20 protein-coding genes are annotated in these 22,631 nt (G+C 68.4%); 14 read left to right on the forward strand and 6 right to left on the reverse strand.

The features are described from left to right. The first annotated feature begins 24 nt into the window (after positions 1 to 24). The gene (locus I6H87_RS24345) at positions 25 to 756 is read left to right on the forward strand and encodes a BON domain-containing protein (protein WP_010812447.1); all 732 of its coding nucleotides are present in this window, start codon (positions 25 to 27) and stop codon (positions 754 to 756) included. A gap of 18 nt (positions 757 to 774) precedes the next feature. Here the strand turns inward: I6H87_RS24345 and I6H87_RS24350 are convergent, their stop codons facing one another. Further along, entirely contained in the window at positions 775 to 1,857 is a 1,083-nt protein-coding gene (locus tag I6H87_RS24350) for a GlxA family transcriptional regulator (protein ID WP_011617011.1), read from the reverse strand. Positions 1,858 to 2,042: 185 nt separating this feature from the next. Here I6H87_RS24350 and I6H87_RS24355 point away from each other — a divergent pair, with 185 nt between their 5' ends. Then, complete coding sequence (locus I6H87_RS24355) at positions 2,043 to 3,302, forward strand: M20/M25/M40 family metallo-hydrolase (RefSeq protein WP_011617012.1); 1,260 nt, start codon at positions 2,043 to 2,045, stop codon at positions 3,300 to 3,302. Positions 3,303 to 3,424: 122 nt separating this feature from the next. After that, a complete protein-coding gene (locus tag I6H87_RS24360) occupies positions 3,425 to 3,688 on the forward strand; it encodes a hypothetical protein (RefSeq protein ID WP_010812450.1) in 264 nt (87 codons plus the stop codon). A 25-nt stretch (positions 3,689 to 3,713) separates the two neighbouring features. Here I6H87_RS24360 and I6H87_RS24365 read toward each other — a convergent pair whose 3' ends face one another. Next, a complete protein-coding gene (locus I6H87_RS24365) occupies positions 3,714 to 5,291 on the reverse strand; it encodes a phospholipase D family protein (RefSeq protein WP_011617013.1) in 1,578 nt (525 codons plus the stop codon). A 174-nt stretch (positions 5,292 to 5,465) separates the two neighbouring features. Then, positions 5,466 to 6,506 carry an ABC transporter substrate-binding protein gene (locus tag I6H87_RS24370; RefSeq protein WP_041688374.1) on the reverse strand — a complete coding sequence of 347 codons (1,041 nt, stop codon included), beginning with the start codon at positions 6,504 to 6,506 and terminating at the stop codon, positions 5,466 to 5,468. Positions 6,507 to 7,049: 543 nt separating this feature from the next. On the opposite strand from I6H87_RS24370, the gene I6H87_RS24375 reads away from it, so the two are divergent. Beyond that, a complete protein-coding gene (locus tag I6H87_RS24375; RefSeq protein ID WP_011617015.1) occupies positions 7,050 to 8,048 on the forward strand; it encodes an isopenicillin N synthase family dioxygenase in 999 nt (332 codons plus the stop codon). Positions 8,049 to 8,151: 103 nt separating this feature from the next. Here I6H87_RS24375 and I6H87_RS24380 read toward each other — a convergent pair whose 3' ends face one another. Together I6H87_RS24380 and I6H87_RS24385 are read right to left on the reverse strand one after the other, a co-directional pair. Beyond that, a complete protein-coding gene (locus I6H87_RS24380) occupies positions 8,152 to 8,724 on the reverse strand; it encodes a superoxide dismutase family protein (RefSeq protein WP_010812454.1) in 573 nt (190 codons plus the stop codon). 152 nt (positions 8,725 to 8,876) lie between these two features. After that, entirely contained in the window at positions 8,877 to 9,812 is a 936-nt protein-coding gene (locus I6H87_RS24385; protein ID WP_011617016.1) for a LysR family transcriptional regulator, read from the reverse strand. A 388-nt stretch (positions 9,813 to 10,200) separates the two neighbouring features. Here I6H87_RS24385 and I6H87_RS24390 point away from each other — a divergent pair, with 388 nt between their 5' ends. From I6H87_RS24390 to I6H87_RS24425, 8 genes are all read left to right on the forward strand, one after another. Next, on the forward strand, positions 10,201 to 11,166 hold the full coding sequence (locus I6H87_RS24390; protein WP_011617017.1) for an alpha/beta hydrolase: 966 nt from the start codon (positions 10,201 to 10,203) through the stop codon (positions 11,164 to 11,166). A 183-nt stretch (positions 11,167 to 11,349) separates the two neighbouring features. After that, the gene (locus I6H87_RS24395; RefSeq protein WP_011617018.1) at positions 11,350 to 12,591 is read left to right on the forward strand and encodes an efflux RND transporter periplasmic adaptor subunit; all 1,242 of its coding nucleotides are present in this window, start codon (positions 11,350 to 11,352) and stop codon (positions 12,589 to 12,591) included. Between the two features lie 194 nt (positions 12,592 to 12,785). Beyond that, positions 12,786 to 15,971 carry an efflux RND transporter permease subunit gene (locus I6H87_RS24400; RefSeq protein WP_041688376.1) on the forward strand — a complete coding sequence of 1,062 codons (3,186 nt, stop codon included), beginning with the start codon at positions 12,786 to 12,788 and terminating at the stop codon, positions 15,969 to 15,971. Between the two features lie 11 nt (positions 15,972 to 15,982). After that, a complete protein-coding gene (locus tag I6H87_RS24405) occupies positions 15,983 to 17,515 on the forward strand; it encodes an efflux transporter outer membrane subunit (RefSeq protein WP_037025558.1) in 1,533 nt (510 codons plus the stop codon). A gap of 104 nt (positions 17,516 to 17,619) precedes the next feature. Continuing rightward, positions 17,620 to 18,183: an SRPBCC family protein gene (locus I6H87_RS24410; RefSeq protein ID WP_010812460.1), complete on the forward strand. Its 564-nt coding sequence runs from the start codon at positions 17,620 to 17,622 to the stop codon at positions 18,181 to 18,183. A 77-nt stretch (positions 18,184 to 18,260) separates the two neighbouring features. Further along, positions 18,261 to 18,740 (forward strand): YbhB/YbcL family Raf kinase inhibitor-like protein, encoded by a 480-nt coding sequence (locus tag I6H87_RS24415; protein ID WP_010812461.1) that lies wholly within the window; start codon positions 18,261 to 18,263, stop codon positions 18,738 to 18,740. A 25-nt stretch (positions 18,741 to 18,765) separates the two neighbouring features. Beyond that, positions 18,766 to 19,197, forward strand: coding sequence for a hypothetical protein (locus I6H87_RS24420; RefSeq protein WP_011617020.1), 432 nt, complete (start codon positions 18,766 to 18,768; stop codon positions 19,195 to 19,197). A 91-nt stretch (positions 19,198 to 19,288) separates the two neighbouring features. Next, a complete protein-coding gene (locus I6H87_RS24425) occupies positions 19,289 to 19,756 on the forward strand; it encodes a DUF2127 domain-containing protein (protein WP_011617021.1) in 468 nt (155 codons plus the stop codon). On the opposite strand, the gene I6H87_RS24430 is transcribed toward I6H87_RS24425, so the two are convergent. Beyond that, positions 19,708 to 21,516: an ExeM/NucH family extracellular endonuclease gene (locus I6H87_RS24430; protein ID WP_081225780.1), complete on the reverse strand. Its 1,809-nt coding sequence runs from the start codon at positions 21,514 to 21,516 to the stop codon at positions 19,708 to 19,710. The two genes, I6H87_RS24425 and I6H87_RS24430, sit on opposite strands and share 49 nt — an antisense overlap. A 146-nt stretch (positions 21,517 to 21,662) precedes the next feature. Between I6H87_RS24430 and I6H87_RS24435 the strand changes: the two genes are divergently transcribed. After that, on the forward strand, positions 21,663 to 21,953 hold the full coding sequence (locus tag I6H87_RS24435) for an antibiotic biosynthesis monooxygenase family protein (protein WP_010812465.1): 291 nt from the start codon (positions 21,663 to 21,665) through the stop codon (positions 21,951 to 21,953). 9 nt (positions 21,954 to 21,962) lie between these two features. Then, a complete protein-coding gene (locus I6H87_RS24440; protein ID WP_011617023.1) occupies positions 21,963 to 22,601 on the forward strand; it encodes a CDP-alcohol phosphatidyltransferase family protein in 639 nt (212 codons plus the stop codon). Positions 22,602 to 22,631: the final 30 nt, after the last annotated feature.

Below are 22,631 nucleotides of genomic sequence, written 5' to 3' on the forward strand. Positions count from 1 at the left end.
GACCAATCGGGCGAGGCGAACAAAATGCAGAGTAGCGAAGCGGTGCTGACGCAGGCGCGCGCAGCCTTGGCGCATGTGCCTTATCAGGGTCATGTCCTCCATCCCACCATCCAGTTGCGGCTTTCCGACGGCGCGCTGATCCTGGAAGGCGAGGTGGCCGATATCGTCGACAAGACCCGGGCCGCGGCGACGGTGCGGCGCGTGGACGGTGTAACCAGCGTGATTGATCACCTGCGCGTGGCCAATGGCGGCATGCAGGTAGGCGACGGCGAACTGCGCGACGCGGTGTGCGAGCGCCTGCTCAATGCCATCGATTTCCGCAATTGCAGGATCTGCGCGCGCGTCAAGGGCAAGCCCGAGGCCATGCGCGAAGCCGTGGGCGAACGCAGCGGCTGGATTGAAGTGGAAGTGCACGACGGCGTGGTCACGCTGTGGGGGCAGGTAATCAGCCTGTCGCACATGCGCCTGGCAGGGGTGCTGGCCTGGTGGTCGCGCGGTTGCCGCTGCGTGGTCAATGAACTGGTGGTAGCGCCCGCCGAAGCCGACCGCGACGACGAAATCACCGAGGCACTGATGCTGGTGCTGGAGACTGATCCCTTCATTGATGCCGGCCAGGTCAGCGCGCGCACCGAGAACCGCGTGGTGACGCTGGAAGGCTGCGTCGCCAGCGAGGACACGCGGCGCCAGGCCGAGCGCGACGCATGGTACGTGCAGGGCGTTGAGAACGTGGTCAACCACATCGCCTTGCGCACCTGAGCGCTGCCCTGGGCGCGGTCACTCCCCGGTGCCGCGCCGTACCGCGGCATCTTCCATGCGCCAGTAGCGCCGCCGCGCCCGCAGCGCAAAGCGGGCGCGATAGTCTGACATCGACATGCCCGTGGTGCGCTGGAACAGCCGCCGGAACGCGGCGGCGTCGCTGTAGCCGCAGGCTTCGGCAATGCCCTGCGTGCCGTGCAGCGTGACTTCCAGCAGCATGCGTGCGCGCTCCACGCGCAGGGTGTGCAGGTAGTCCAGCGGGCTCAGCCCGGTGACCTGGCGGAAATGCCGCAGCAGCGTGCGTTCGCTGACCGCGGCCGCCTGGGCCACCGCGGCCAGCTTGTAGGGCTCGGACACATGGTCCTGCAGCCATTGGATGGCGCGATACACCGGGCTGTCGGCGGTGCGGCTGAGCCAGCGTTGCGACACCAGTGCCGGCACGTTGCGCTGGCGCTCGGGCTGGAACAGCATCAGCCGCGACGCCGCCTGTGCCAGGTCCGGGTCGTGCAGGTGGCCCAGCACGCGCAGCATGAATTCCACCTGCAGCGCCGGCGCCACGCACGAGAACACACGCTGGTGCACGCTCATGGCCTGGTCGCTGCCCAGGTCGCAATGCGGATACTGGCGCATCATCCAGCTCTGGTACATCCACGGCGCGCCGGTCCTGGCGCCGTCGAGCAGCCCCAGCTGCAGCGGAAAGACCATCCCCGACGAACACGCCGCGATCCAGCCGCCGGCCTGCGCATGGCGTTCCACCAGGCGCAGCGCCGCGGCATCGCGCTTCACGATCTCGCCCAGCTGCAGCGCATTGCTGGCCAGCAGGGCCGGGATCACCAGCAGCGTGCGGCGGTCCGCGGCCCGTGCGCGCCGGGTGGAGGACACCAGCCCCGGCAGGTCCGCCGCCAGCGTGCGCCCGTTGCTGCCGCACAGCTGCCAGCTCAGCGTGGGCGCGGCGTCGGGCCGCTGCAGGCTGGCGACGCCGGCCACGGTGCGGAGCACGTCGAGCGTGGTGAACAGGCTGCCCGGCATGGCTTGCGGCAGCCATAGCAGGCGGACATGCAGCGGGATGTTCTGTGACGGCGGCGCGATGGCGGCGGGCATGCCTGGGGGCGTGGTCGGGTGCATGGCGCGAAGAGTTGGCAGGATGTCGTGGCGGGATCGGCATCCGGATTGGCGATATTGATCCTCCCCTAAGGTTCTGGCAAGGGCTAGCATCGTGCCGTTGTGCCGCGGCGCCGCCCGTGCGCCGGGGCATGGCACCAACAAGACCAATCCGAGGAGATTCCATGCCGTTTTCCGTTCGCCACGTTGCCGTTGCCGCCGCCCTGACGCTTGCCGGGGCCGGTACCCTGGCCAGTGCCGCCCAGCCCGATGCCGCGCTGCTGTCCGCCGCGCAGTCGGCCCAGCCCGCGCTGGTGCAGTCGCTCAAGGAGATGGTGTCGATCGAATCCGGCAGCGCCAACGCGAAGGGGCTGGCGCAGATGGCCGGCTATACCGAGAAGCGCCTGCAGGCGCTGGGCGCGAAGGTTGAACGCATGCCCGTCACCAAGGGTCCGGGCACCATGGTCAAGGCCACCTTCACCGGTACCGGCAAGCGCCGCATCATGCTGATTGCCCACATGGACACGGTGTATCCGGACAACACCCTCGCCACGCAGCCCATCCGCGAGGAAGGCAACCGGCTGTACGGGCCGGGCATTGCCGACGACAAGGGCGGCATCGCCGTGATCCTGCACTCGCTGGAGATCCTGAAGAACCAGGGCTGGCGCGACTATGCGCAGATCACGGTGCTGTTCAACCCGGACGAGGAGGTCGGCTCGGTCGGCTCCGGCGAAGCCATCGCCGCGCTGGCCGCGCAGCACGACGTGGTGCTGTCGTGCGAGCCGACCGCGGCCAAGGACGTGGTCAAGGCCGAGTCGCTGCTGCTGGGCGCTTCCGGCACCGCCACCGCCACGATGCAGGTCAAGGGCCGAGCATCCCACGCCGGCGCCGCGCCGGAGCGCGGCCGCAATGCGCTGCTCGAACTCGCCCACCAGCTGCAGCAGACGCGCGACACCGCCAGCCTGGTGCCGGGCTCGCAGCTGAACTGGACCCAGGCGCAGGCCGGCACGGTGCGCAACCAGATCCCGGAAAGCGCTGTCGCCTACGGCGATGTGCGCACCACCGCGGCCGGCGCCGCCGAGAAGCTGAAGGTGGCGCTGCAGGACAAGGTCAAGTCCGGCCAGCTGGTGCCGGAGACGCAGACCACGGTGACGATGGAAGAGGGCCGCCCGCCGTTCGTGGCCGACGCGCGCGGCCGCGCGCTGGCCAAGCGCGCGCAGGAGATCTACGCCGAGCTGGACGGCCGCACGCTGGCCCTGGCCGAAGGCACCGGCGGCGCCACTGACGCCAGCTATGCCGCGCGCTCGGGCAAGCCCGCGGTGGTGGAAAGCTTCGGGCTGGCCGGCTTCGGCTATCACGCCCGTGACGAGTACATCGAACTGGACTCGATCGTGCCGCGCCTGTACCTGATGACCCGCATCCTGCAGGATATCGGGCGCAACTGAGCCGGCGCCGCCAGGCCTGCATTGCCGGCGCCCGGTTGCCCCTCCCGGCAAGCCTGCTACAGTGTCATGGCTGCCCGCATGCGGCGGCCATGACAAAAGAGACCTTGCAGGGGGAGACAGAGATGAACCGCAAAGGCTTGCTGGACGCGGCCACGGCACTGGAAGACCTGGCCGCCGGCCGCACCCCCGCACCCGCGCAGGTGGCCGCCGGTGCCGCCGCGCTGGAAAAAATCCACGCCGATTACCCGGCCTGGCGCGACGTGGGCGATGCCTTGTTTGGCCTGAAGGCGCTGGCCGGCGGCAGCGGCATGGCGCTGGACACCAAGGGGCGCCAGCGCGCCGGCCGGCTGGCCGATGTGGTGCGCAGCCTGCTCGACCAGATCTGAGGGGCGGTGCCCCCGGGAACCCGTTCTACAGCATCGACTCGATCGGCAGGATCGACAGGAACCAGATGCCAAGCCGGCGCCACCAGCTGGTGTTCGGCTCGGTGTCGTGGCGGATGACTTCGTCGTCGCGCCGTTCCAGCCAGTACAGCTTGCCGGTTTCATCGAGCTTGACCTGGTAGGCCGCGCGCGGCACCACGCTGGCGAAGGTGGATTCGATCCGGCCGGCCAGATCCGGGCTGTCGATGACGAAGCCCAGTTCGGTGTTGATCGTGGCCGAGCGCGGGTCGAAATTGAACGAGCCCACGAAGACCCGGGTGCCGTCGACGGCAAAGGTCTTGGCGTGCAGGCTGGAGCCCGAGCTGCCAAAGGGGCCGGCGCGCTCTTCCTTCTTGCCGGGCGCGGCCGAGCGGCGCAGTTCATACAGGTCCACGCCAGCTTCCAGCAGTGCCTTGCGCCGCTTGGCATAGCCCGAATGCACGGCGGCCACGTCGGTGGCTTCCAGCGCATTGGTCAGCACGCGCACCGCCACGCCGCGCCTGGCCATGTCGGCAAAATAGGACGTGCCGCCCGTCGATGGCACGAAGTAGGGCGAGACCAGGTCAAGCTCGCGCTGCGGGTCGCCCAGGATTTCACGCAGCTGGTGCGCCACCAGGGTGTCGCGCGATGCCTCGCCGAGAGCCTTGGCCGGGTTGTCGCTGACCATGCGCGTTCTTGCCCACTGGAACCGCAGCGTGCCGTCCAGCATCCGCTGCACGTCAGGCAGGTCGCGCACCGCGGCCAGGTAGGCGGCGGCAGCGGGGTTCTGCTCGACTGCGCGGGCATTGCTGACCAGCGCCTGCAGCCGTTCGACGCTGACCGGCGGCACCAGCCGGTCCACCGGGTAGGCCGACGCACTGGACCAGTAGCGGTCGAAATCGTGCGCCACGTCGCCGGCCGCGGGCCCGATGGCGATCACGTCGAGGTCGGCAAACAGCACGCCATCGGTGGCGCCGAAGTATTCGTCGCCGACATTGCGCCCGCCGATGATGGTGGCGACGCCGTCGGCGGTGAAGGACTTGTTGTGCATGCGCCGGTTCAGGCGCCGGAAATCAGTCAGGAAATTGAGCGCCTTGGGGTGGCGGATCACGAACGGGTTGAATATCCGCACCTCGACCTGCGGATGCGCGTCCATGGCCGCCAGCCATTCGTCCATGCCGGCGATGCCGTTGTCGTCAAGCAGCAGGCGCACGCGCACGCCGCGGTCGGCGGCTTCATGCAACGTTTCCAGCAGCAGGGTGCCGGTCAGGTCGTCGCGCCAGATGTAGTACTGGACGTCTAGCGTGCGCTGCGCGGTGCGCGCCAGATGCACGCGCGCGGCAAAGGCAGCGTAGGCATTCTCGAGCGGATGGATGCCGCTCAGGCCCGGATGGCGCGCCACTTCGCCGGCCACCGCCTGGCCCAGCGGAGTGGCCTGGGATTCGGCGGGCGTCAGCGCAAAGGATTCGGTGCGGGGATCCAGCGGCGGCAAGGCGCAGCCGCCGAGCAGGGCGGCACAGCACAGCAGCAGCGAATTGGCACGCAGGCGGCGGTGGGGGGCGAACGCGGCGTCTGTCGGCGATGGCATGGCGGGTCCTGTCGGGCCCCTCGCGGGGTCCGATCGTTACGGCAATGCCGCCACGTTGCCATGCCGCGCGGGCCGCGGGCTTAATTACGCACCGGGAGCGGGAAGTGGTGGCGCGCCACGGGGCTCCGGCGCATCGCTCAGGCCAGGGACGATATAGAGACGGGCGTGCTCTCCTTACGCCTTGAGGCGGCGGTCCGATGGCGCTGGCAGGAACTGGTCAGTCCAGATGTCCGCCACCGTCAGCGGCGCCTTGATGCCGAAGGCGCCGACGGTTTCATCCAGCGTTGCCTGCAGCCGTGCCGGCGTGGCCGCGCCCCAGCCGTCGCGCCGGGTGTCGGGCGTCTTCATGGTGCCGTCGACGATCAGGCGCAGGCGCTCAGTCTCCAGCGCCTGGTCGGCCAGCGGCTCGCGCGCCTTGACCGCGGCACCGCCCGCGGCGGGATTGGCAATGGCGTCGAGCCAGCCGCGGGTAGAGGCCTTGACGAAGGCCTTCATCACCTCCGGATCGGATGTCATGCTCTTGCGGTTGGCCACCAGCCCGTTGCCGTAGGACTTCATGCCGTAGTCCGAGAAGCGGAACACGGTGATCCTCTCTGGCCCCATGCCGCGCGCCTTCAGGTTCACCAGGCCGGTGAAGAAGAAGTAGGCGGCGGCATCGAAGTCGCCCTTGACGAAGCGCGTGTCGCCGATATCGGGCGTGACGCTCTCCCACTTCACGCCGCCGGGGTCGAAACCCTGTGCCCTGGCGAAGACCGGGAACAGCTTGCGCGAGGCATTGAACGGCTGGCCCAGGATGGACTTGCCGGCCAGGTCCGCTGGCCTGACGATGCCGCTGCCCTTGCGCACCAGGATCGCGTTCGGATTCAGGTCATACTGGATGGCCACCGCCTTGAGCGCGGCGGACGGATTGGTGGTGTTGAATTCGATCATCGCCGCGAGGTCGGCCGAGGCGCAGTCATAGGCGCCGCCCGCGACCAGGCTGATGGCCGAGGCCGAGCCGTTGCCGGTATCGATGGTGACGTCCAGCCCGGCGTCCTTGTAGTAGCCGCGCTGGTGCGCCAGCAGGAACCCCGCGCCCGAGGCTTCCACCTTCCAGCCGAGATTGAACTTGAACTTCTGCAGCGAGCCCGCCGCGCGGACATGGGGCACCGCGAACGGGGCGGCGGCAAGCAGGGCGGTGGCGCCAGTGGCGCGCAGGAAGGAACGGCGACGCATGTCTTTCTCCGGAACGAATGTCACTGGACGATGCGTGCGCGGGCCGGTGGCGCGGGTGCGGAAGGAGAGCGTGGCCTCCCAGGACGCCGGCACCACGCCGCGCCGGCATGCGGCCAGGGCATGCGCGGGGACCGTGCACATCATCGGGAGCAATTTCCGGGCGGCGTGCCGCTGAACGCTTCTACTCCGCTGCGGTTTCAGCAGGATCCGTGCCGGGCGCTGCGCGGCGCCATGCACCAAGCCGTTGCCCGGCATGCGCCATCACGGCGCAAGCCCCGGCGCAATCGCTGCGATCCCGGTGCAAAAACCCCTGGCCCGGAACCTGCATAACCTCGGGCAAGAGTAGAAGCGTTCACCATCCGCGCGGCGCGTCGCAGACGCACGCCGGATGGCCGGGAATTGCTCTTGAAGTCCGTGCCTCTCGCCATCGCGCAGGCTGGCACAGGCGACCTCAGGAGCGCGTTGTCCCGGCGTGCGTTGCCATGGTGGTCTGCCTGTGCCGGCGAGGGGCCAATCCCTGACCCGCTTTGCACAAGGAACACCATGAGCCAACCAGACACCGCCTACGCCCTGGCCGAACTCCACCGCGAATCGCGCATGGGCGCGTTCGGTTCGGAAACCCGCCAGCGCGAGATCCGCCGCATCGACCTGTCCGACTACGCGCGGCGCAAGGCGCAGATCGCCGACGAACTGTGGCAGGCATCGGTCGACGTCGGCTTCTTCCAGATCGCCAACCACGGCATCGACCTGACCAGCGTGCGCGAAGCCTTTGCCATGACCGAGCGCTTCTTCGCGCTGCCTGACGCCGTCAAGGCGCAATACCCGCTGCAGAAGGCCAACAACGCCGGCTGGGAAAGCCGCGCGCAGGTGCGCCCCTCGACCGGCACCCCGGACCAGAAGGAGTCCTACCAGATCACGCGCCCGCACATGGCCGGGCTGTGGCCCGGCGATGACGAACTGGAAGGCTTTCGCGCCACCATGCTTGCCTTCGAGGCGCAATGCTGGGAGGTGGGCATGAAGGTGCTGTCATGCTTCGCCGGCAAGCTCGGCTTTGCCAGCGACTTCTTCACGCAGGCGCACGATCCGCGGGCGCCGGACTACCAGAGCACGCTGCGGCTGCTGCACTACTACGCGATCCCGCCCGAACTGCGCGACAAGCTGGAGCTCTGGCGCGCCGGCGCGCATACGGATTTCGATTGCCTGACGCTGCTGTTCCAGCGCCCCGGCCAGGGCGGGCTGCAGGTCTGCCCCGGCAAGGAGATGGAGGCGCAGGCATGGACCCCGATCGAGCCGGACGAGGAAGTCATCACCTGCAATATTGGCGACATGCTGATGCGCTGGAGCGACGACCGGCTGCCGTCGAACTTCCACCGCGTGCGCAATCCCGCGCCGGATGAATACATGGGCCCGCGCTACAGCATGGCGTTCTTCTGCCAGGCCAACCGAGGTGCGATGATCGAAGGGCCGGGTGGCAAGTATCCGCCGATCAGCGCGGGGGACTACCTGCGGCAGCGGGTGAATGCGAATTTCAAGGGGTATTGAGGCGCGGAAGAATTTCCATGCCGACGGTCTGCTCCCCCTCTCCCGCTTGCGGGAGAGGGAGTCCACCCGCAGTCGCTGGACGCGCCGGTAGTGAGCCTACGACTTACGAAGCCGCGACAACCCCGCAAGCAATCCGCCCGCCCGCATTACCGGTCGGCTGCGTCTTGTAGTCGTCCGGATCCTTGTGTACCACCACCGCGCGGCCGATCACCCCGTTGGCGCCCGTGCCAACGGTCAGGTCCGGCAGCAGCATGCTGACGCGAACGTTGCCGCTGGCGTCCGCGGTGACGTTGTTCATGTCGCCGGCATGGTGGTCGGGCATGGTCATCTGGCCGTGGGGCTTGCCGGTCGGGTTGAAGTGGCCGCCCGCGCTCATCGCGTCAGGCGCGGAGCAGTCGCCCTTCTCATGGACGTGGAAGCCGTGCACGGAGTTGGGCGGCAGGCCGGTGATCGCCGCAGTCATCATCACGCCGCCGGGCTGCTGCTGGAAGGTCACGGTGCCGCCAGTATTGCTGCCGCTCTTGGGCTGGAGCGTGGCCGCCGCCCTGGCGCTGCTGCTGGCGCTGGTGCCGGACGCGCTGGCCGCAGACGAGGAGCTCATGCCGGAGCCGGCGCAGCCGGCCAGTGCAATGGTCGCGGCGATGCAGGCCGCCAGGGGGGGAAGCACTTGTTTCATCGGACTCCTCTTCTTGTCATGATTTCGGAAGAAACAGTATAGGCTGGCCGGCGCCAGGCCGATTTCCGGTTTTGTCCTACATGCCGCACTAGACTGAGTGCACTAGTGTCCTGTTCCGTAGATACGGAACAGGACACTAGCCAATCACGCCATCAGGCTGCGGCTGCCAGCCGCTGCTGTGCCGCACCAAAGTGCGGGTGGCGCGAGAACAGGTCCGCTGCCCAGTTGACGAACACCCGCACCTTGGCCGACAGGTGCCGGTTCTGCGGATACATCGCCGAGATCGGCAGTTCTTCGGTCTGCCAGTCGGTCATGACCTCCACCAGCCGGCCGCTGGCCACATAGGGCTCGGCCATGGCGCGCGAGACCCGTGCCACGCCGTGGCCTTCCAGGGCGCAGCCCATGTAGACATCGGCATCGTTGGTGGAAATGGCCGACGGCAGCAGCACCTCGCTGCGCTCCATGCCGCGCGCCATGGGCCACGGCATCTCACGGCCGGTGCGGTTGGACAGGAAATTGACCGCCTTGTGCTGGGCCAGTTCGGCCAGGTCGTGCGGGGTGCCGAAGCGGTTCAGGTAGATCGGCGAGGCGTAGAACGCCAGTTGTACATGGCCGATGCGGCGGGCCACCATGGATTCCTCGACCGGCGTGCCCACGCGCAGCACCACGTCCACGCCTTCCTGCAGCAGGTCGATCGGCTTGCCGTTGATGGTCAGGTCCAGCTTCAGGTCCGGGTAGGCCTGGAAGAATTCGTGCAGGTGGGGCACCAGCACCAGCTGCGCCAGCCCCGCGGTGGTGTCCACCGACAGCGTGCCGCGTGGCGAGTTGTTCTGCCGCGTCAGCGACTGCTCGGCTTCCTCGACATCGGCCAGGATGCGCACGCACCGTTCGTAATAGGCCGCGCCGTCGTTGGTCACGCTGATGCGGCGCGTGGTCCGGTGCAGCAGCTTGACGCCCAGGTGGGTTTCCAGGTTCTGGATCAGGCGGGTCAGCGTGGCCTTGGGCAAGTCCATCGATTCCGCGGCGCGCGCAAAGCTGCCGACGTCCACGACCCGGGTGAATGCCTGCATTGATACGAGACGGTCCATGATGAGGTTCCGACGATAGATCCGAACGGCGTGCCGCGCGCGCTCGTGACGCACGTGGCCATGCTGGTTGTTGTTGTGGGGAGTCTGCCGGCTGGCTGGTACAGGGACTGCGCGCTGGCTGGGCGCGGGTTCCGGCATGGATTTCTGATCGGGCGCGCACCGGCCTGGCAGACCGCCGCGCGTGCCGAGAGCCGCAGTGAATCACAAAATCCAAGACCTTGTCATGCGTGGGGATATGCGGTTTCAGTGGCATGACGGGGCGGTTTGCGATTATTCCAATCCCGGAACAGTGCATTGGCGATCTCTCGCTTTATCCCATCCTCGTCAATCACCATAATCCGTTGCATCGCAACACTCAAGCGCATTGTTTCCGCCGTGCGCCAACGCCATGTCCGAGAAGCCAGGCCAACGCCCTGATGCAGCCAGCGCCGCCTCTGCCCCCACGGCAGCCGGGCAGGGGCAGGTGCGCGTGGCCGAGCATACGGTGACCAGTGACGGGCGCGAGATCCTGGTTCGGGTGTGCTACCCGGCGGGCTATCCGGCGCCGGGCGCCGAGGGCGCCGCGCTGCTGCCCTGGCTGGTGTACCTGCATGCCGGCGGCTTCGTCGAAGGCGGCCTGGAACACGCATGCCATCTGGTGCAGGACCTGGCCACCACGGTGCCGGCGGTGGTGGTAACGCCGGCGTATTCGCTGGCGCCGGACCATCCGTTCCCGGCGGCGCCGGAGGACGCGCACAGCACGGTGCAGTGGGTGCTGCGCAATGCCCGGCGGCTGAAGCTGGACAAGATCCGCTTTGCGCTGGTGGGCGAGGAGGCCGGGGGCAACCTGGCGATCGCGCTGGCGCAGATGCTGCGCGACCGCGGCACCGCGCAACCGCGCGGGCAATGGCTGATCCGCCCGGTGACGGACCCGTGCCTGCAGCATGCGTCCTGCGCGGGGTTCGACGGCGGGCAGGTGCCGATGGACACCCTGCGGCGCCTGGCCGACAACTATCGCGATTACCTGCCGACGCCGGCGGATACGGTGCATCCGTATGCCGCCCCGGCGCTGGCCTCGCGCCTGGCCGGGCTGCCGCCCACGCTGGTCCAGGTGGCTGAATACGACGCGCTGCGTGCCGAAGGCGAAGCCTTCGCCGGGCGCCTGGCCAAGGCCGGTGTGCCGGCCCAGGCCATGATCATGCCCGGCGCCTGCGGCGACGGCGTGGAAGAGGCCCATGACAGCTGTCAGGCATGGGTCGACGAAGGTGCGCGGTTCCTGCGGCGATGTCTGGCCGCGGCCGACGATACCTCATCCCTGACTGAACGCCGCGCTGACGCCAACGCCAGCCGGCCTGGAGCCAAGCCCGCCGGCTGAGCCGCTCCAGACAACCGCCAGCCGGCTCTGTTTCGGCCAGAGCCAGGACCGCCGCGACACGCAAGCGGTCCTAAGTCCGACCATCAGTTTGGCCATGGTTCCGGTCCGCCCACGCGGACCGGCAGGCGGCGTTCGGCCATTTGCTTTTCCGGTTGAAGAAAACCCGATCCAGGAGTTTGAGAAATGCAGCAGCAGAAACGACGTACTTTGATTGCCCTCGCCATCGTCGTGGTGCTGGGCGCCGGCGTGGCCGGCTCGATCTTGCGCCCGTGGCATGGAGGCGAAGCCCATGCCAACACCCCGCCGCCCGCGCCGGCGATTGAAGTGGCCGCCGTGGTCGGCCAGACCATCACCGAGTGGGATGAGTTCTCCGGACGGGTCGAGGCCGTGGAGCGCGTCGAGATCCGCCCGCGCGTCGGCGGCACCATTGACGCCGTGCACTTCCGCGAGGGCGCGCTGGTGAAGAAGGGCGACCCGCTCTTCACGATTGACCCGCGTCCTTATGCCGCGGAAGTCGCCCGTGCCGACGCCGCGCTGGGCGCGGCGCAGGTGCGCGCCGCCCATGCGCAGAGCGAACAGACGCGCGCCCAGCGGCTGCTGGACGACAACGCGATCTCGAAGCGCGAGTTCGACGAGCGCATCAACGCGGCCCGCGAAACCAGTGCCAACGTGCGGGCTGCCCAGGCGCAGCTGGAAACCGCACGCCTGAACCTGGCCTACACCCGCATCACCGCGCCGGTCGCCGGGCGCGTGTCGCGCGCCGAGATCACCGTCGGCAACCTGGTGGCTGCGGGCACGGGCTCGCCGGCCCTGACCACGGTGGTGTCGGTGTCGCCGATCTATGCCAGTTTCGAGATCGACGAGCAGAGCTACCTGCGCTACACCGCGCCGGGTGCCGGCGGTGGCCAGCCCAACCTGCCGGTCTACCTGGGCCTGGCCAACGAGGACGGCAATCCGCATGAGGGCAAGATCCAGTCGGTCGACAACCGCCTGGACCCGCGCAGCGGCACCATCCGCGTGCGCGCGGTGTTCCAGAACGAAGACGGGCGCCTGCTGCCGGGACTGTACGCCAAGGTCAAGCTGGGCGGCGGCGCGCCGCATGCGGCGGTGCTGGTCAATGACCGCGCCATCGGCACCGACCAGGGCAAGAAGTTCGTGCTGGTGGTCGACAAGACCAACAAGCTGGTCTACCGCGAAGTGGAACTGGGGCCTAACCATGACGGCCTGCGCGTGGTGCGCAAGGGCCTGAAGCCGGGCGAGACCATCGTCGTCAATGGCCTGCAGCGCGTGCGGCCGGGCGACACGGTCCAGCCCAAGCCGGTGGCGATGGCCTTCCGCAGCGAACTGGAACCACGCGGCACTACGCCTGACCGCAAGCAGGCTGCGAGCGAGAAGGGCGAAGCCGACGTGAAGCCGGTGAGCTGAGTCATGCGAGCCGATGGTTTGCTCCCCTCTCCCGCTGAGGGGAGAGGGAGCCGGCCTGAGCGATGTTTGATTCCGTCGCTTATGGTAACCACGTGAACCCGCACACCCAGCGCCCCTAGTTTTTTTCGCTCCCAAAGCAGTTGATGGTGCCCGCCATGGCGGGCCGCCAGGGGAGCGTTTTTGCAGAGACCAAGATGAATCTCTCTAAATTTTTTATCGACCGCCCCATCTTCGCGGGGGTGCTGTCGGTGCTGATCTTCCTGATTGGCGCCATATCGATGTTCAAGCTACCGATCTCGGAGTACCCGGAAGTGGTGCCGCCGTCGGTGGTGGTGCGCGCGCAGTTTCCGGGCGCCAACCCCAAGGTGATTGCCGAGACCGTGGCTTCGCCGCTGGAAGAGCAGATCAACGGCGTCGAAGACATGCTGTACATGTCTTCGCAGTCCAACAGCGACGGCCTGCTCACGCTGACCGTGACCTTCAAGCTGGGCACCGACCCGGACAAGGCCCAGCAGCTGGTGCAGAACCGCGTCTCGCAGGCCGAGCCGCGCCTGCCGGAAGACGTGCGCCGGCTGGGCATCACCACGGTCAAGAGCTCGCCGGACCTGACCATGGTGGTCCACCTGGTCTCGCCCAACGACCGCTATGACATGACCTACCTGCGCAACTACGCGGTGATCAACGTCAAGGACCGGCTGGCGCGCCTGCAGGGCGTGGGCCAGGTGCAGCTGTTCGGCTCGGGCGACTACGCCATGCGCGTCTGGCTCAATCCGGAGAAGATGGCCGAGCGCCAGCTCGCCACCAGCGACGTGGTCAGGGCCATCCGCGAGCAGAACGTGCAGGTGGCGGCCGGCGTGATCGGCCAGTCGCCGGCGCTGCCGGGCGCGGACCTGCAGCTGTCGGTCAATGCGCAGGGCCGCCTGAGCACGGTGGAGGAGTTCGCCGATATCGTCGTGCGCACTTCCGCAGACGGTGCCGTCACGTACCTGAAGGACGTTGCCCGCATCGAGCTGGGCGCGTCTGAGTACGCACTGCGCTCGCTGCTGGACAACAAGCCGGCCGTGGCCATTCCCATCTTCCAGGCGCCGGGCTCCAACGCCATCCAGATCTCGGATGACGTGCGCAAGACCATGGAAGAGCTCAAGCAGAACTTCCCGGACGGCATCGACTACAGCATCGTCTATGACCCCACGCAGTTCGTGCGCCACTCCATCGAGGCGGTGACGCATACGCTGTTCGAGGCCATCGCGCTGGTGGTGCTGGTGGTGATCCTGTTCCTGCAGACCTGGCGCGCGTCGATCATCCCGCTGCTGGCGGTGCCGGTGTCGATCGTCGGTACCTTCGGGCTGATGCATGCGTTCGGCTTCTCGATCAACGCGCTGTCGCTGTTCGGGCTGGTGCTGGCCATCGGTATCGTGGTCGATGATGCGATCGTGGTGGTGGAAAACGTCGAGCGCAATATCGAAGAGGGGCTGACGCCGAAGGAGGCCACCTACAAGGCCATGCGCGAAGTCAGCGGCCCCATCATCGCCATCGCGCTGACGCTGATCGCCGTGTTCGTGCCGCTGGCCTTCATGACGGGCCTGACCGGCCAGTTCTACAAGCAGTTCGCGCTGACCATCTCGATCTCGACCATCATCTCGGCGTTCAACTCGCTGACGCTGTCGCCGGCGCTGTCGGCACTGCTGCTCAGGAGCCATGACGCGCCCAAGGACTGGTTGTCGCGCTGGATGGACCGCGTGTTCGGCGGTTTCTTCAAGCGCTTCAACCGCTTCTTCGGCCGCAGCGCTGAAAGCTATGGCCGTGGGGTGAAGGGCGTGATCCGCCGCAAGGGCTCGGTATTCGGGGTCTACGCGGTGATGCTGGCGCTGACCTGGGGCGTGTTCCAGCTGGTGCCCAAGGGCTTTGTGCCGGCGCAGGACAAGCAGTACCTGGTGGGCTTTGCCAAGCTGCCGGACGGCGCCACGCTGGACCGCACCGAGGACGTGATCCGCAAGATGAGCGATATCGCGCTCAAGCATCCGGGCGTGGAATCGGCGGTGGCCTTCCCGGGCCTGTCGATCAACGGCTTCACCAACAGCCCCAGCGCCGGCATCGTCTTCGCCACGCTCAAGCCGTTCGAGGAGCGCAAGACCAAGGAGCTGTCCGGCGCGGCGATCGCGGCCGACCTGAACCAGAAGTACGCGGCCGTTCAGGATGCCTTTATCGCGGTGTTCCCGCCGCCGCCTGTGCAGGGCCTGGGCACCATCGGCGGTTTCAAGCTGATGATCGAGGATCGTGCGGCGCTGGGCTATGACGCGCTGTTCGAGGCCACCAACGCGTTTGCCAACAAGGCGCGCGCCACGCCCGAGCTGACTGGCATCTTCAGCAACTACCAGGTCAACGTGCCGCAGCTCGACGTCAAGCTGGACCGCGTCAAGGCCAAGCAGCTGGGCGTGCCGGTGACCGAGGTGTTCGACACGCTGCAGACCTACCTCGGCTCGGCCTATGTCAACGACTTCAACAAGTTCGGCCGGACCTACCAGGTCAAGGTGCAGGCAGACGCGCCGTTCCGCGCCCATGCCGAGGACATCCTGCAGCTGAAGACGCGCAACGCCGCCGGCGACATGGTGCCGCTGTCGTCGCTGGTGCAGGTCAAGCAGGGCTTTGGTCCGGACAGCGTGGTGCGCTACAACGGCTTTACCGCCGCCGACATGAACGGCGGGCCCGCGCCCGGGTTCTCGTCGGGCCAGGCCCAGGCCGCGGCCGAGCGCATTGCCGCCGAGACCCTGCCCAAGGGCATGAAGTTCGAATGGACCGAGCTGACCTACCAGGACATCCTGGCCGGCAATGCGGGGGTGTGGATCTTCCCGCTGTGCGTGCTGCTGGTGTTCCTGGTGCTGGCTGCCCAGTACGAAAGCCTGACGCTGCCGCTGGCGGTGATCCTGATCGTGCCGATGAGCCTGCTGGCGGCGATGACCGGGGTGTGGCTGACGCAGGGCGACAACAACATCTTCACGCAGATCGGCTTCATCGTGCTGGTGGGCTTGTCAGCGAAGAACGCGATCCTGATCGTGGAGTTTGCGCGCGAACTGGAGCATCACGGCCGCACCGTGGTGCAGGCCGCGATCGAAGCCAGCCGCCTGCGCCTGCGCCCGATCCTGATGACCTCGTTCGCTTTCATCATGGGCGTGGTGCCGCTGGTGATCTCCACCGGCGCCGGCTCCGAGATGCGCCATGCCATGGGCGTGGCAGTGTTCGCGGGCATGCTCGGCGTGACCTTCTTCGGGCTGTTCCTGACGCCGGTGTTCTATGTGGCGCTGCGCCTGCTGGCTACGCGCGGCCAGCGCCGCGCGGCCACGCAAGAGCAGGGCGCGCAACTGACGGCATCGGCTGAATAATGGTGATCAACATGAATGCCCCTGCATTTTCGACAACAAATTGGCTGCCTAAGCTGGCGACCCTGGCGGCAGCGCTGATCCTTGCGGGCTGCTCGCTGGCCCCGACCTACAAGGTGCCCGAAACGGCCACCGTGCCGGCCTTCAAGGAGGCCGAGGCCGCCCAGGCCGAAGGCGCGCAATGGAAGACCGCGACGCCGGCCGAAGGCCAGCATCGCGGCGACTGGTGGAAGATCTTTGGCGATGCCGAACTGGACCGCCTGATCGACGCGGCTGGCAGCTCCAACCAGGATCTGGCGATTGCCGCTGCCCGCCTGAAGCAGGCGCGGGCCTTCACGGGTGCCACTGAGGCGGACCTGTACCCGCAACTGAGCGTGGGGCTGGACCCGACACGCGCGCAGCCGTCGGCGGCCTCGCAAGGCTTGCCTGACGGCACGCGGGTGCCGCCGCAGACGGTGCTGAAGGCGCGCGCGTTCGCCAGCTATGAGCTCGACCTGTTCGGCCGCGTCGCGTCCAGCGTCAACGCCGCCCGGGCTGAAGGCGAGGCCGCGGAGGACCTGTACCGCTCGGTGCAGCTGGCGCTGCAGGCCGACGTGGCGCAGGCGTACTTCGCGCTGCGCACGCTGGACAGCGAGCGCGACCTGCTCAATGCCACCATCAAACTGCGCGAGGATGCGCTGTCATTGCTGAAGAAGCGCTATGACGCCGGCGAGACCACCGACCTGGATCCCGCCCGTGCCGAAGCTGAACTCGGCACCGCGCGCGCGGACCTGGCCGGCATCGAACGCCGCCGTGCCAACCAGGAGCATGCGCTGGCGGTGCTGACCGGCGTGCCGCCGGCGGCATTCTCGCTGCCGGCGCGCCCGTTCGACGCGGCGCCGATCGCGATTCCCGCCGGGTTGCCGTCCGAGCTGCTGGAGCGCCGCCCCGACATCGCCGCGGCGGAACGCCAGATGGCCGCGGCCAACGCGCGCATCGGCGTGGCCAAGGCGGCGTTCTTCCCGCGCATCACGCTGACGGGGCTGTTCGGCTTTGAATCGGCGGACCTGTCGAACCTGTTCAAGTGGTCGTCGCGCACCTGGGCGCTGGGGCCGCTGATCGGCTCCACCATCGCACAGACCGTGTTCGATGGCGGCCGCAACAGCGCCAACCTCGCCGGTGCCCGTGCCGCGCACGAGGAATCCGTGGCCGGCTACCGGCAGACCGTGCTGGTGGCGTTCCGCGAGGTGGAAGACAGCCTGGCGGACGTGCGCTGGCTCAGCCAGCAGGCCGGCGCGCTGGACGGCGCACTTGGCGGCGCCCGGCGCGCGGCGCGGATCTCGCGTAGCCGCTACGATGCCGGCGCGGTCGATTACCTGACGGTGATCGATGCCGACCGTACCGTGCTGCAGTCGCAGCGCGAGGCCAACCAGGTGGCCGGCCTGCGCGCTGCGGCAACGGTGTCGCTGATCCGCCGGCTGGGCGGCGGCTGGGGCCCGCTGCCGGAGACGGTGGCGGCCGTGCCGGCGCCGGCGGCCGAGGGCGCGCCGGCATCCCAGGCCCGCTAAGCAGCGCGGGACTGGCGCGATGCTTCCCAGTCACTACACTGGAAGCATCGCGCCATGCGTACAGGATGCACGGGGGCGCCCCGGATGCATCCTGTCCCGCCGCCATGCTTGTTCGACACAGGAAACCGTTCTGGGGACTGATCTTCGCCGCGATCACCGTAGGCATGCTGCTGGCGCCGCTGCCATGGTCCGACCGCACCGCCATCCATGACGAGGTGGTGATTGCGCGCCCGCCAGCGCAGGTGTTCGACTACGTGTCCACGCCGCTGCACTGGCCCAAGTGGCATCCGGCCTCGCTCGGCGTGGCGGGAGCGACCGACCATCCGCTGGGGCAGGGCGAGCGCGTGACCGAGACCTTCATGGTGGCGCAGCGCGGTGGCGCGGTGGTCTGGACCGTCATCGAAAGCCAGCGGCCGCGCACATGGTCGATCGAAGGCGTGGCCGAAGGGCGCAGGGTCGGCACCATCACCTACCGGCTTACGCCCGCCATGACGCCGTCGCTGACCCCGTCGGCCGAACGCACGCGCATTGAGCGGGAATTCCGCTACCGGTCGCCTACGCTGCTCTTTGCCCTGATCAACCGCCTGACGCTGCGCGAGCGCGTCCAGGCCGAGTCCACCGAAGCCGTGCGCCGGCTCAAGGCGCTGCTGGAGACGCAGCCGCCATAGCGCGCGGCGACGCCTTGCGTGGGACACCGATCCGGCCTAAGTTGGAGCCATCCCTCAGTGCGTCCAGCGAGGCCCGTATGCCGTTCCAGCTGCAATCGACCGCATTCGCCCCGGGTGGCGAGATTCCCGCAGAGCACACCTGCGAAGGCGCCGATATTTCCCCGCCGCTTGCCTGGACCGGCCTGCCGCCCGGCACGGCCAGCCTGGCGCTGATCGTCGACGACCCCGACGCACCCGACCCCGCCGCGCCGAAAATGACCTGGGTCCACTGGCTGCTCTATAACCTGCCGTCCCATGCCGAGGCGCTGCCGGCGGATATCGGCAAGGCCGGGCTGCCCGCGGGCACGCGCGACGGGCTGAACGACTGGCACCGCGCTGGTTATGGCGGCCCGTGTCCGCCGATCGGCCGGCACCGCTACTTCTTCAAGCTGTATGCGCTGGACGTGGCGTTGCCGGACCTGGGGATGCCTGACAAGGAGGCGCTGGAGCGGGCGATGCGGGGCCATATCCTGGCCACCGCAGAGTTGATCGGCACTTACCAGAAGCTGCAGCGCTAGGCGCGGTGCGGCCGGAGGCTACGTCATGTCGTACCGAATGCTCCGCCTTGATGTTCGTTGGCCGTGGTGGCGGCTGGCGGCGGCCGGGGCGCTGTCACTGCTGGCCGTGGCCGGCCCGCTGCGTGCCCAGCCGCATGAATCCGGCCCGATCACCATCGGCGGTTCGGCGCAGGTGCAGGGGCCGCTGACGGTGCACGGCAAGCTGGTTGTCGCCGGCCACGTCTATGCCAGCGGCCCGCTCACCGCCGCGTATTTCACCGGGCCAGCCACCGCACGGGGGCTGCCGTACGGCGGCGGCTATCTCAAGGTCTTCAACGGCCCGGTGACGGTGCATGGCGACATGGTGGTCAGGGGCGACCTGAGCGTGGCCGGCCCGCTGACCGTGGACGGCCCCATTGCCGCCAGCGGCGGCATCGATGCCGACGGGCCCATGCGCGAGCGCGAATACGGGCGCTGACAGCGCGCACCGGCGCCACGCAATGCCGGCATTGCCTGCCGGTGTTGCACAATACCGGCTTTGCAATTCTTGCATCGACCGGGGACACCGCATGGCAAAGCAGGGCGCAATGGGGCTGAGAGGTATCGCATTGTTCGAGGCCGCCAAGGGCTTGCTGGTGATCGTGGCCGGCCTGGGCCTGGCCGCACTGCTGCACCGCGACGCCCAGGCGCTCGCGGAAGCCATCATCCAGCGCCTGCATGTCAATCCGGCCAGCCGCTATCCCACCATCTTCCTGTCCTTGCTTGCGCATCCCGACAACGCCCGCCTGTGGGCAATCGGCGGCTCTGCCGTGGTCTATACGCTGATGCGCTTTGCCGAAGCGTACGGGCTCTGGCGCGGGCTTGCATGGGGCAACTGGATCGGGGTGTGGTCCGGCGGCATCTACATTCCGCTGGAACTGTACGAGGCCCTGGTCCACCCCAGCTGGCTGCATGGCACGCTGGCGGCAGCCAACCTGCTGGTGGTGCTTTACCTGGCGCGGGGGCTGCTGGCGAAGTCGACCACCAGGGGGTCGTGATCCGATGAACGGTAGGGGCCGGGCGCGTAGTGGCCCGGCACCGCAGGCGCACCCGGCGCCGGGGCGTAGGAGAAGGCCGGAGGCTCGTCGGCATTGATATGCCAGGCATGCACGGCCATGACATGGCGGGCCGCGGCGGCATCGGCAAGCACATGATCGAGATAGCCCGCCTGGCCGTTGTAGACGTAGCTGTATGCCGGCTTCCCGGCGAATTCCGCGACCATGTCGGCATAGCCGCGGCGCGCCAGCACGCGCACGGGGTCTTCCATGGCATAGCTGTTCAGGTCGCCGATCACCAGCACGCCCGCGCCGGCCACGCCCGTCGGCGTTGTGCCCAGCCATTCGGCCAGCGCCTGGGCTGCCTGCACGCGCGCGGGATTCCAGCAACCCTGGCCATCACCCTGGTCGGCTTGCGCGCCGGTGGCCTCGGTGCACGTCTTGGACTTGAAATGATTGACCACGACCGTGACCGGCGTGCCGCCAGCCGCCGCGCGGAAGGTGCCGGCCAGCGGCTGGCGGCTGCGCTCGCCCAGCCAGGTGGTGGCCGTGCGCCCGGCGGGCACGGCGGTGCGGGCGTTGTACAGCAGGCCGACAGCGATGGCATTGCTGCCAAGCGCCGGCGTGCCGGGATCGAGCACGCGCCAGTCCGGCCCCAGCCGCGTGGCCAGCTGGCGGATCGCGCTGTACTGGCCGTAGCCGTCGTTTTCTACCTCCATCACGCCGATCACGTCCGCATCCAGTCCCCGCAGCGCGGCGAGCAGCCTGGCTTCCTGGCGTGCCAGCGCCGCGGCGTCCTGCGCGCCGCGGTTGCCGGGGGCATCGAAACCGCCGCCCTGGCCGTCACCATTGAAGTAGTTCTGCAGGTTGAAGGCGGCCACGCGCAGCGTGGTGGCCGGATGCCGCGGCGGGGCACCGCGGCGCGGGTTGGTGGCCTGGAATACCGGCGCGCTCGCTCCGGGCACCGGCTGCAGGCGCCACTGCCCGTGGCGTTTTTCCAGCACCCCCTGCACGCCGCTGACCGTGTCTCCGGCCCGCACCGGGTGGTCCGCGGCCAGGCGCGGTGGCGGGTAGGGCACCACGGCGGGATACTGCCGCGTCGAGCCATCGTCAAGCAACAGCCGGTTGCGGGCGTTGGCGGCGGCGGCTTGCCGCGCGGCCGTTCCCGGCAGTGCCTGTTGCGTCGGCGCGATGGGCCGGCCGTCGCTCAGCGCCAGAGTGCCATAGCGACCAAGCTCATGGGTATCGGCAACCGTCAGCGTCTGGGGCAGGCGCACCAGCATGCCTTCACGCGCGGCAAGATCGGATTCGCCCGCGACCGGCAAGGCCAGCGTCTGCGGCGTCACCGCCATGCTGCGTGCGCACACCGCCAGCGCACCGGACAGCACCAGCTGCGTCTGCCCGAATTTCTCTTCGACCCTTCCGGACACGCGCACCATGTCGCCGGCGCGCGCCGTGGTGCGTGGCGCGTAAGCAAACAGGCCTTCCGACACGCCGGGCCGGTGCAGGCGTTGCGCGTCCGCGGTCTGCAGGAAGAAGCCGCGCAGGCTGCCATCGCCGCTGAAGGCCGCGGTGACGACTGCCTCTACCTCCACCACGCTGCCCGCGAGCGGCGACGCCGCCGCGGCACCCTGGATCTCGGCGATCGACGTCGCCGGCGTGCCGCATGGTTGCGATGCAGCATGCGCGCCCGCCAGGCAGGTCAAGGCGAGGGCGGGCAAGACGGCCCGGGCGAGGTGGCGCTTGCGCAGGGACATTCGCATGGTGTTATCGGCAGGTAGTGGCAGGGTGGACGATGCTAACCGCCGCGTGTAACGGAATGCTTGCAGCAGGCATGTGGCCCCGCGATCGTGCTAAGGTAGCAGACACCCGCCGGTGCCCCGGCATCTACTCCATTGGTAAAACCGTCATGATCAAGGAAATCGCACAACTCACCATCAAGCCCGGCATGGACAAGCAACTGGAGCAGGGCGTGAGCCAGGCCACGCCGCTGTTCCTGCGCTCGCGCGGCTGCCACGGCGTGCAGCTGTTCCGCTCGATCGAGCAGCCGGAACAATACACGCTAGTGGTGGAATGGGAGACGGTGGACGACCATATGGTCCATTTCCGCGAATCGCCCGAGTTCCAGCAATGGCGCGCCCTGGTCGGTGAAACCTTTGCCGCGCCGCCTGACGTGCACCACGTGGCCAAGGTCCTGTAAGCGCACGCCATGAGCACCCGGCCGGAACGTCCCCGCCATTTCTCGATGCTGCGCGAGCTGCAGCTGGCCGATGTCTTTACGCTGGGCAATGCGGCCTGCGGCATGGGGTCGGTGTTCTTCGCCATGTTCTACGTGGCCGACCAGCAGTTGTCGCATTTCTACACGGCGGCGGCATTGGCGCCGCTGGCCTTTATTTTCGACGTGCTTGACGGCCGCATCGCGCGCTGGCGCCATGCGCATTCGGCGCTGGGGCGCGAACTGGATTCGCTGGCCGACGTGATCTCGTTCGGCGTCGGGCCGGCCACGCTGGCCTTTGCCGCCGGCATGCGCGGCGGCTGGGACCTGGCCGTGCTGATCTACTTTGTCTGCTGCGGTGTCAGCCGGCTGGCGCGCTTCAACGTCACCGCCGAATCCCTGGCCGAGGGCAGCGACAGCGGCAAGGTCGCCTACTTCGAAGGCACGCCGATCCCGACCAGCGTGCTGCTGACCGCGGTGCTGGCATGGTGCGCCTGGCAAGGCCAGCTTGGCGGCGAACTGCCGGGCGGCGCGTGGGTGCTGGGCCCGGCGGTGCTGCATCCGCTGGTGCTGCTGTTCGCGCTGTCGGGCACGCTGATGGTCAGCAAGACGCTGCGCATTCCCAAGTTCTGAGCCGCCGGCGGCTTCGCTTCTGGCGGCCCC

Source organism: Cupriavidus necator (genome assembly GCF_016127575.1).
GTDB lineage: Bacteria > Pseudomonadota > Gammaproteobacteria > Burkholderiales > Burkholderiaceae > Cupriavidus > Cupriavidus necator_D.

Coding starts and splice junctions, on each gene's coding strand:
- I6H87_RS24345 (WP_010812447.1), top strand. CDS start 25: ATGCAGAGTAGCGAAGCGGTGCTGACGCAGGCGCGCGCAGCCTTGGCG.
- I6H87_RS24350 (WP_011617011.1), bottom strand. CDS start 1,857: ATGCCCGCCGCCATCGCGCCGCCGTCACAGAACATCCCGCTGCATGTC.
- I6H87_RS24355 (WP_011617012.1), top strand. CDS start 2,043: ATGCCGTTTTCCGTTCGCCACGTTGCCGTTGCCGCCGCCCTGACGCTT.
- I6H87_RS24360 (WP_010812450.1), top strand. CDS start 3,425: ATGAACCGCAAAGGCTTGCTGGACGCGGCCACGGCACTGGAAGACCTG.
- I6H87_RS24365 (WP_011617013.1), bottom strand. CDS start 5,291: ATGCCATCGCCGACAGACGCCGCGTTCGCCCCCCACCGCCGCCTGCGT.
- I6H87_RS24370 (WP_041688374.1), bottom strand. CDS start 6,506: ATGCGTCGCCGTTCCTTCCTGCGCGCCACTGGCGCCACCGCCCTGCTT.
- I6H87_RS24375 (WP_011617015.1), top strand. CDS start 7,050: ATGAGCCAACCAGACACCGCCTACGCCCTGGCCGAACTCCACCGCGAA.
- I6H87_RS24380 (WP_010812454.1), bottom strand. CDS start 8,724: ATGAAACAAGTGCTTCCCCCCCTGGCGGCCTGCATCGCCGCGACCATT.
- I6H87_RS24385 (WP_011617016.1), bottom strand. CDS start 9,812: ATGGACCGTCTCGTATCAATGCAGGCATTCACCCGGGTCGTGGACGTC.
- I6H87_RS24390 (WP_011617017.1), top strand. CDS start 10,201: ATGTCCGAGAAGCCAGGCCAACGCCCTGATGCAGCCAGCGCCGCCTCT.
- I6H87_RS24395 (WP_011617018.1), top strand. CDS start 11,350: ATGCAGCAGCAGAAACGACGTACTTTGATTGCCCTCGCCATCGTCGTG.
- I6H87_RS24400 (WP_041688376.1), top strand. CDS start 12,786: ATGAATCTCTCTAAATTTTTTATCGACCGCCCCATCTTCGCGGGGGTG.
- I6H87_RS24405 (WP_037025558.1), top strand. CDS start 15,983: ATGAATGCCCCTGCATTTTCGACAACAAATTGGCTGCCTAAGCTGGCG.
- I6H87_RS24410 (WP_010812460.1), top strand. CDS start 17,620: ATGCTTGTTCGACACAGGAAACCGTTCTGGGGACTGATCTTCGCCGCG.
- I6H87_RS24415 (WP_010812461.1), top strand. CDS start 18,261: ATGCCGTTCCAGCTGCAATCGACCGCATTCGCCCCGGGTGGCGAGATT.
- I6H87_RS24420 (WP_011617020.1), top strand. CDS start 18,766: ATGTCGTACCGAATGCTCCGCCTTGATGTTCGTTGGCCGTGGTGGCGG.
- I6H87_RS24425 (WP_011617021.1), top strand. CDS start 19,289: ATGGCAAAGCAGGGCGCAATGGGGCTGAGAGGTATCGCATTGTTCGAG.
- I6H87_RS24430 (WP_081225780.1), bottom strand. CDS start 21,516: ATGCGAATGTCCCTGCGCAAGCGCCACCTCGCCCGGGCCGTCTTGCCC.
- I6H87_RS24435 (WP_010812465.1), top strand. CDS start 21,663: ATGATCAAGGAAATCGCACAACTCACCATCAAGCCCGGCATGGACAAG.
- I6H87_RS24440 (WP_011617023.1), top strand. CDS start 21,963: ATGAGCACCCGGCCGGAACGTCCCCGCCATTTCTCGATGCTGCGCGAG.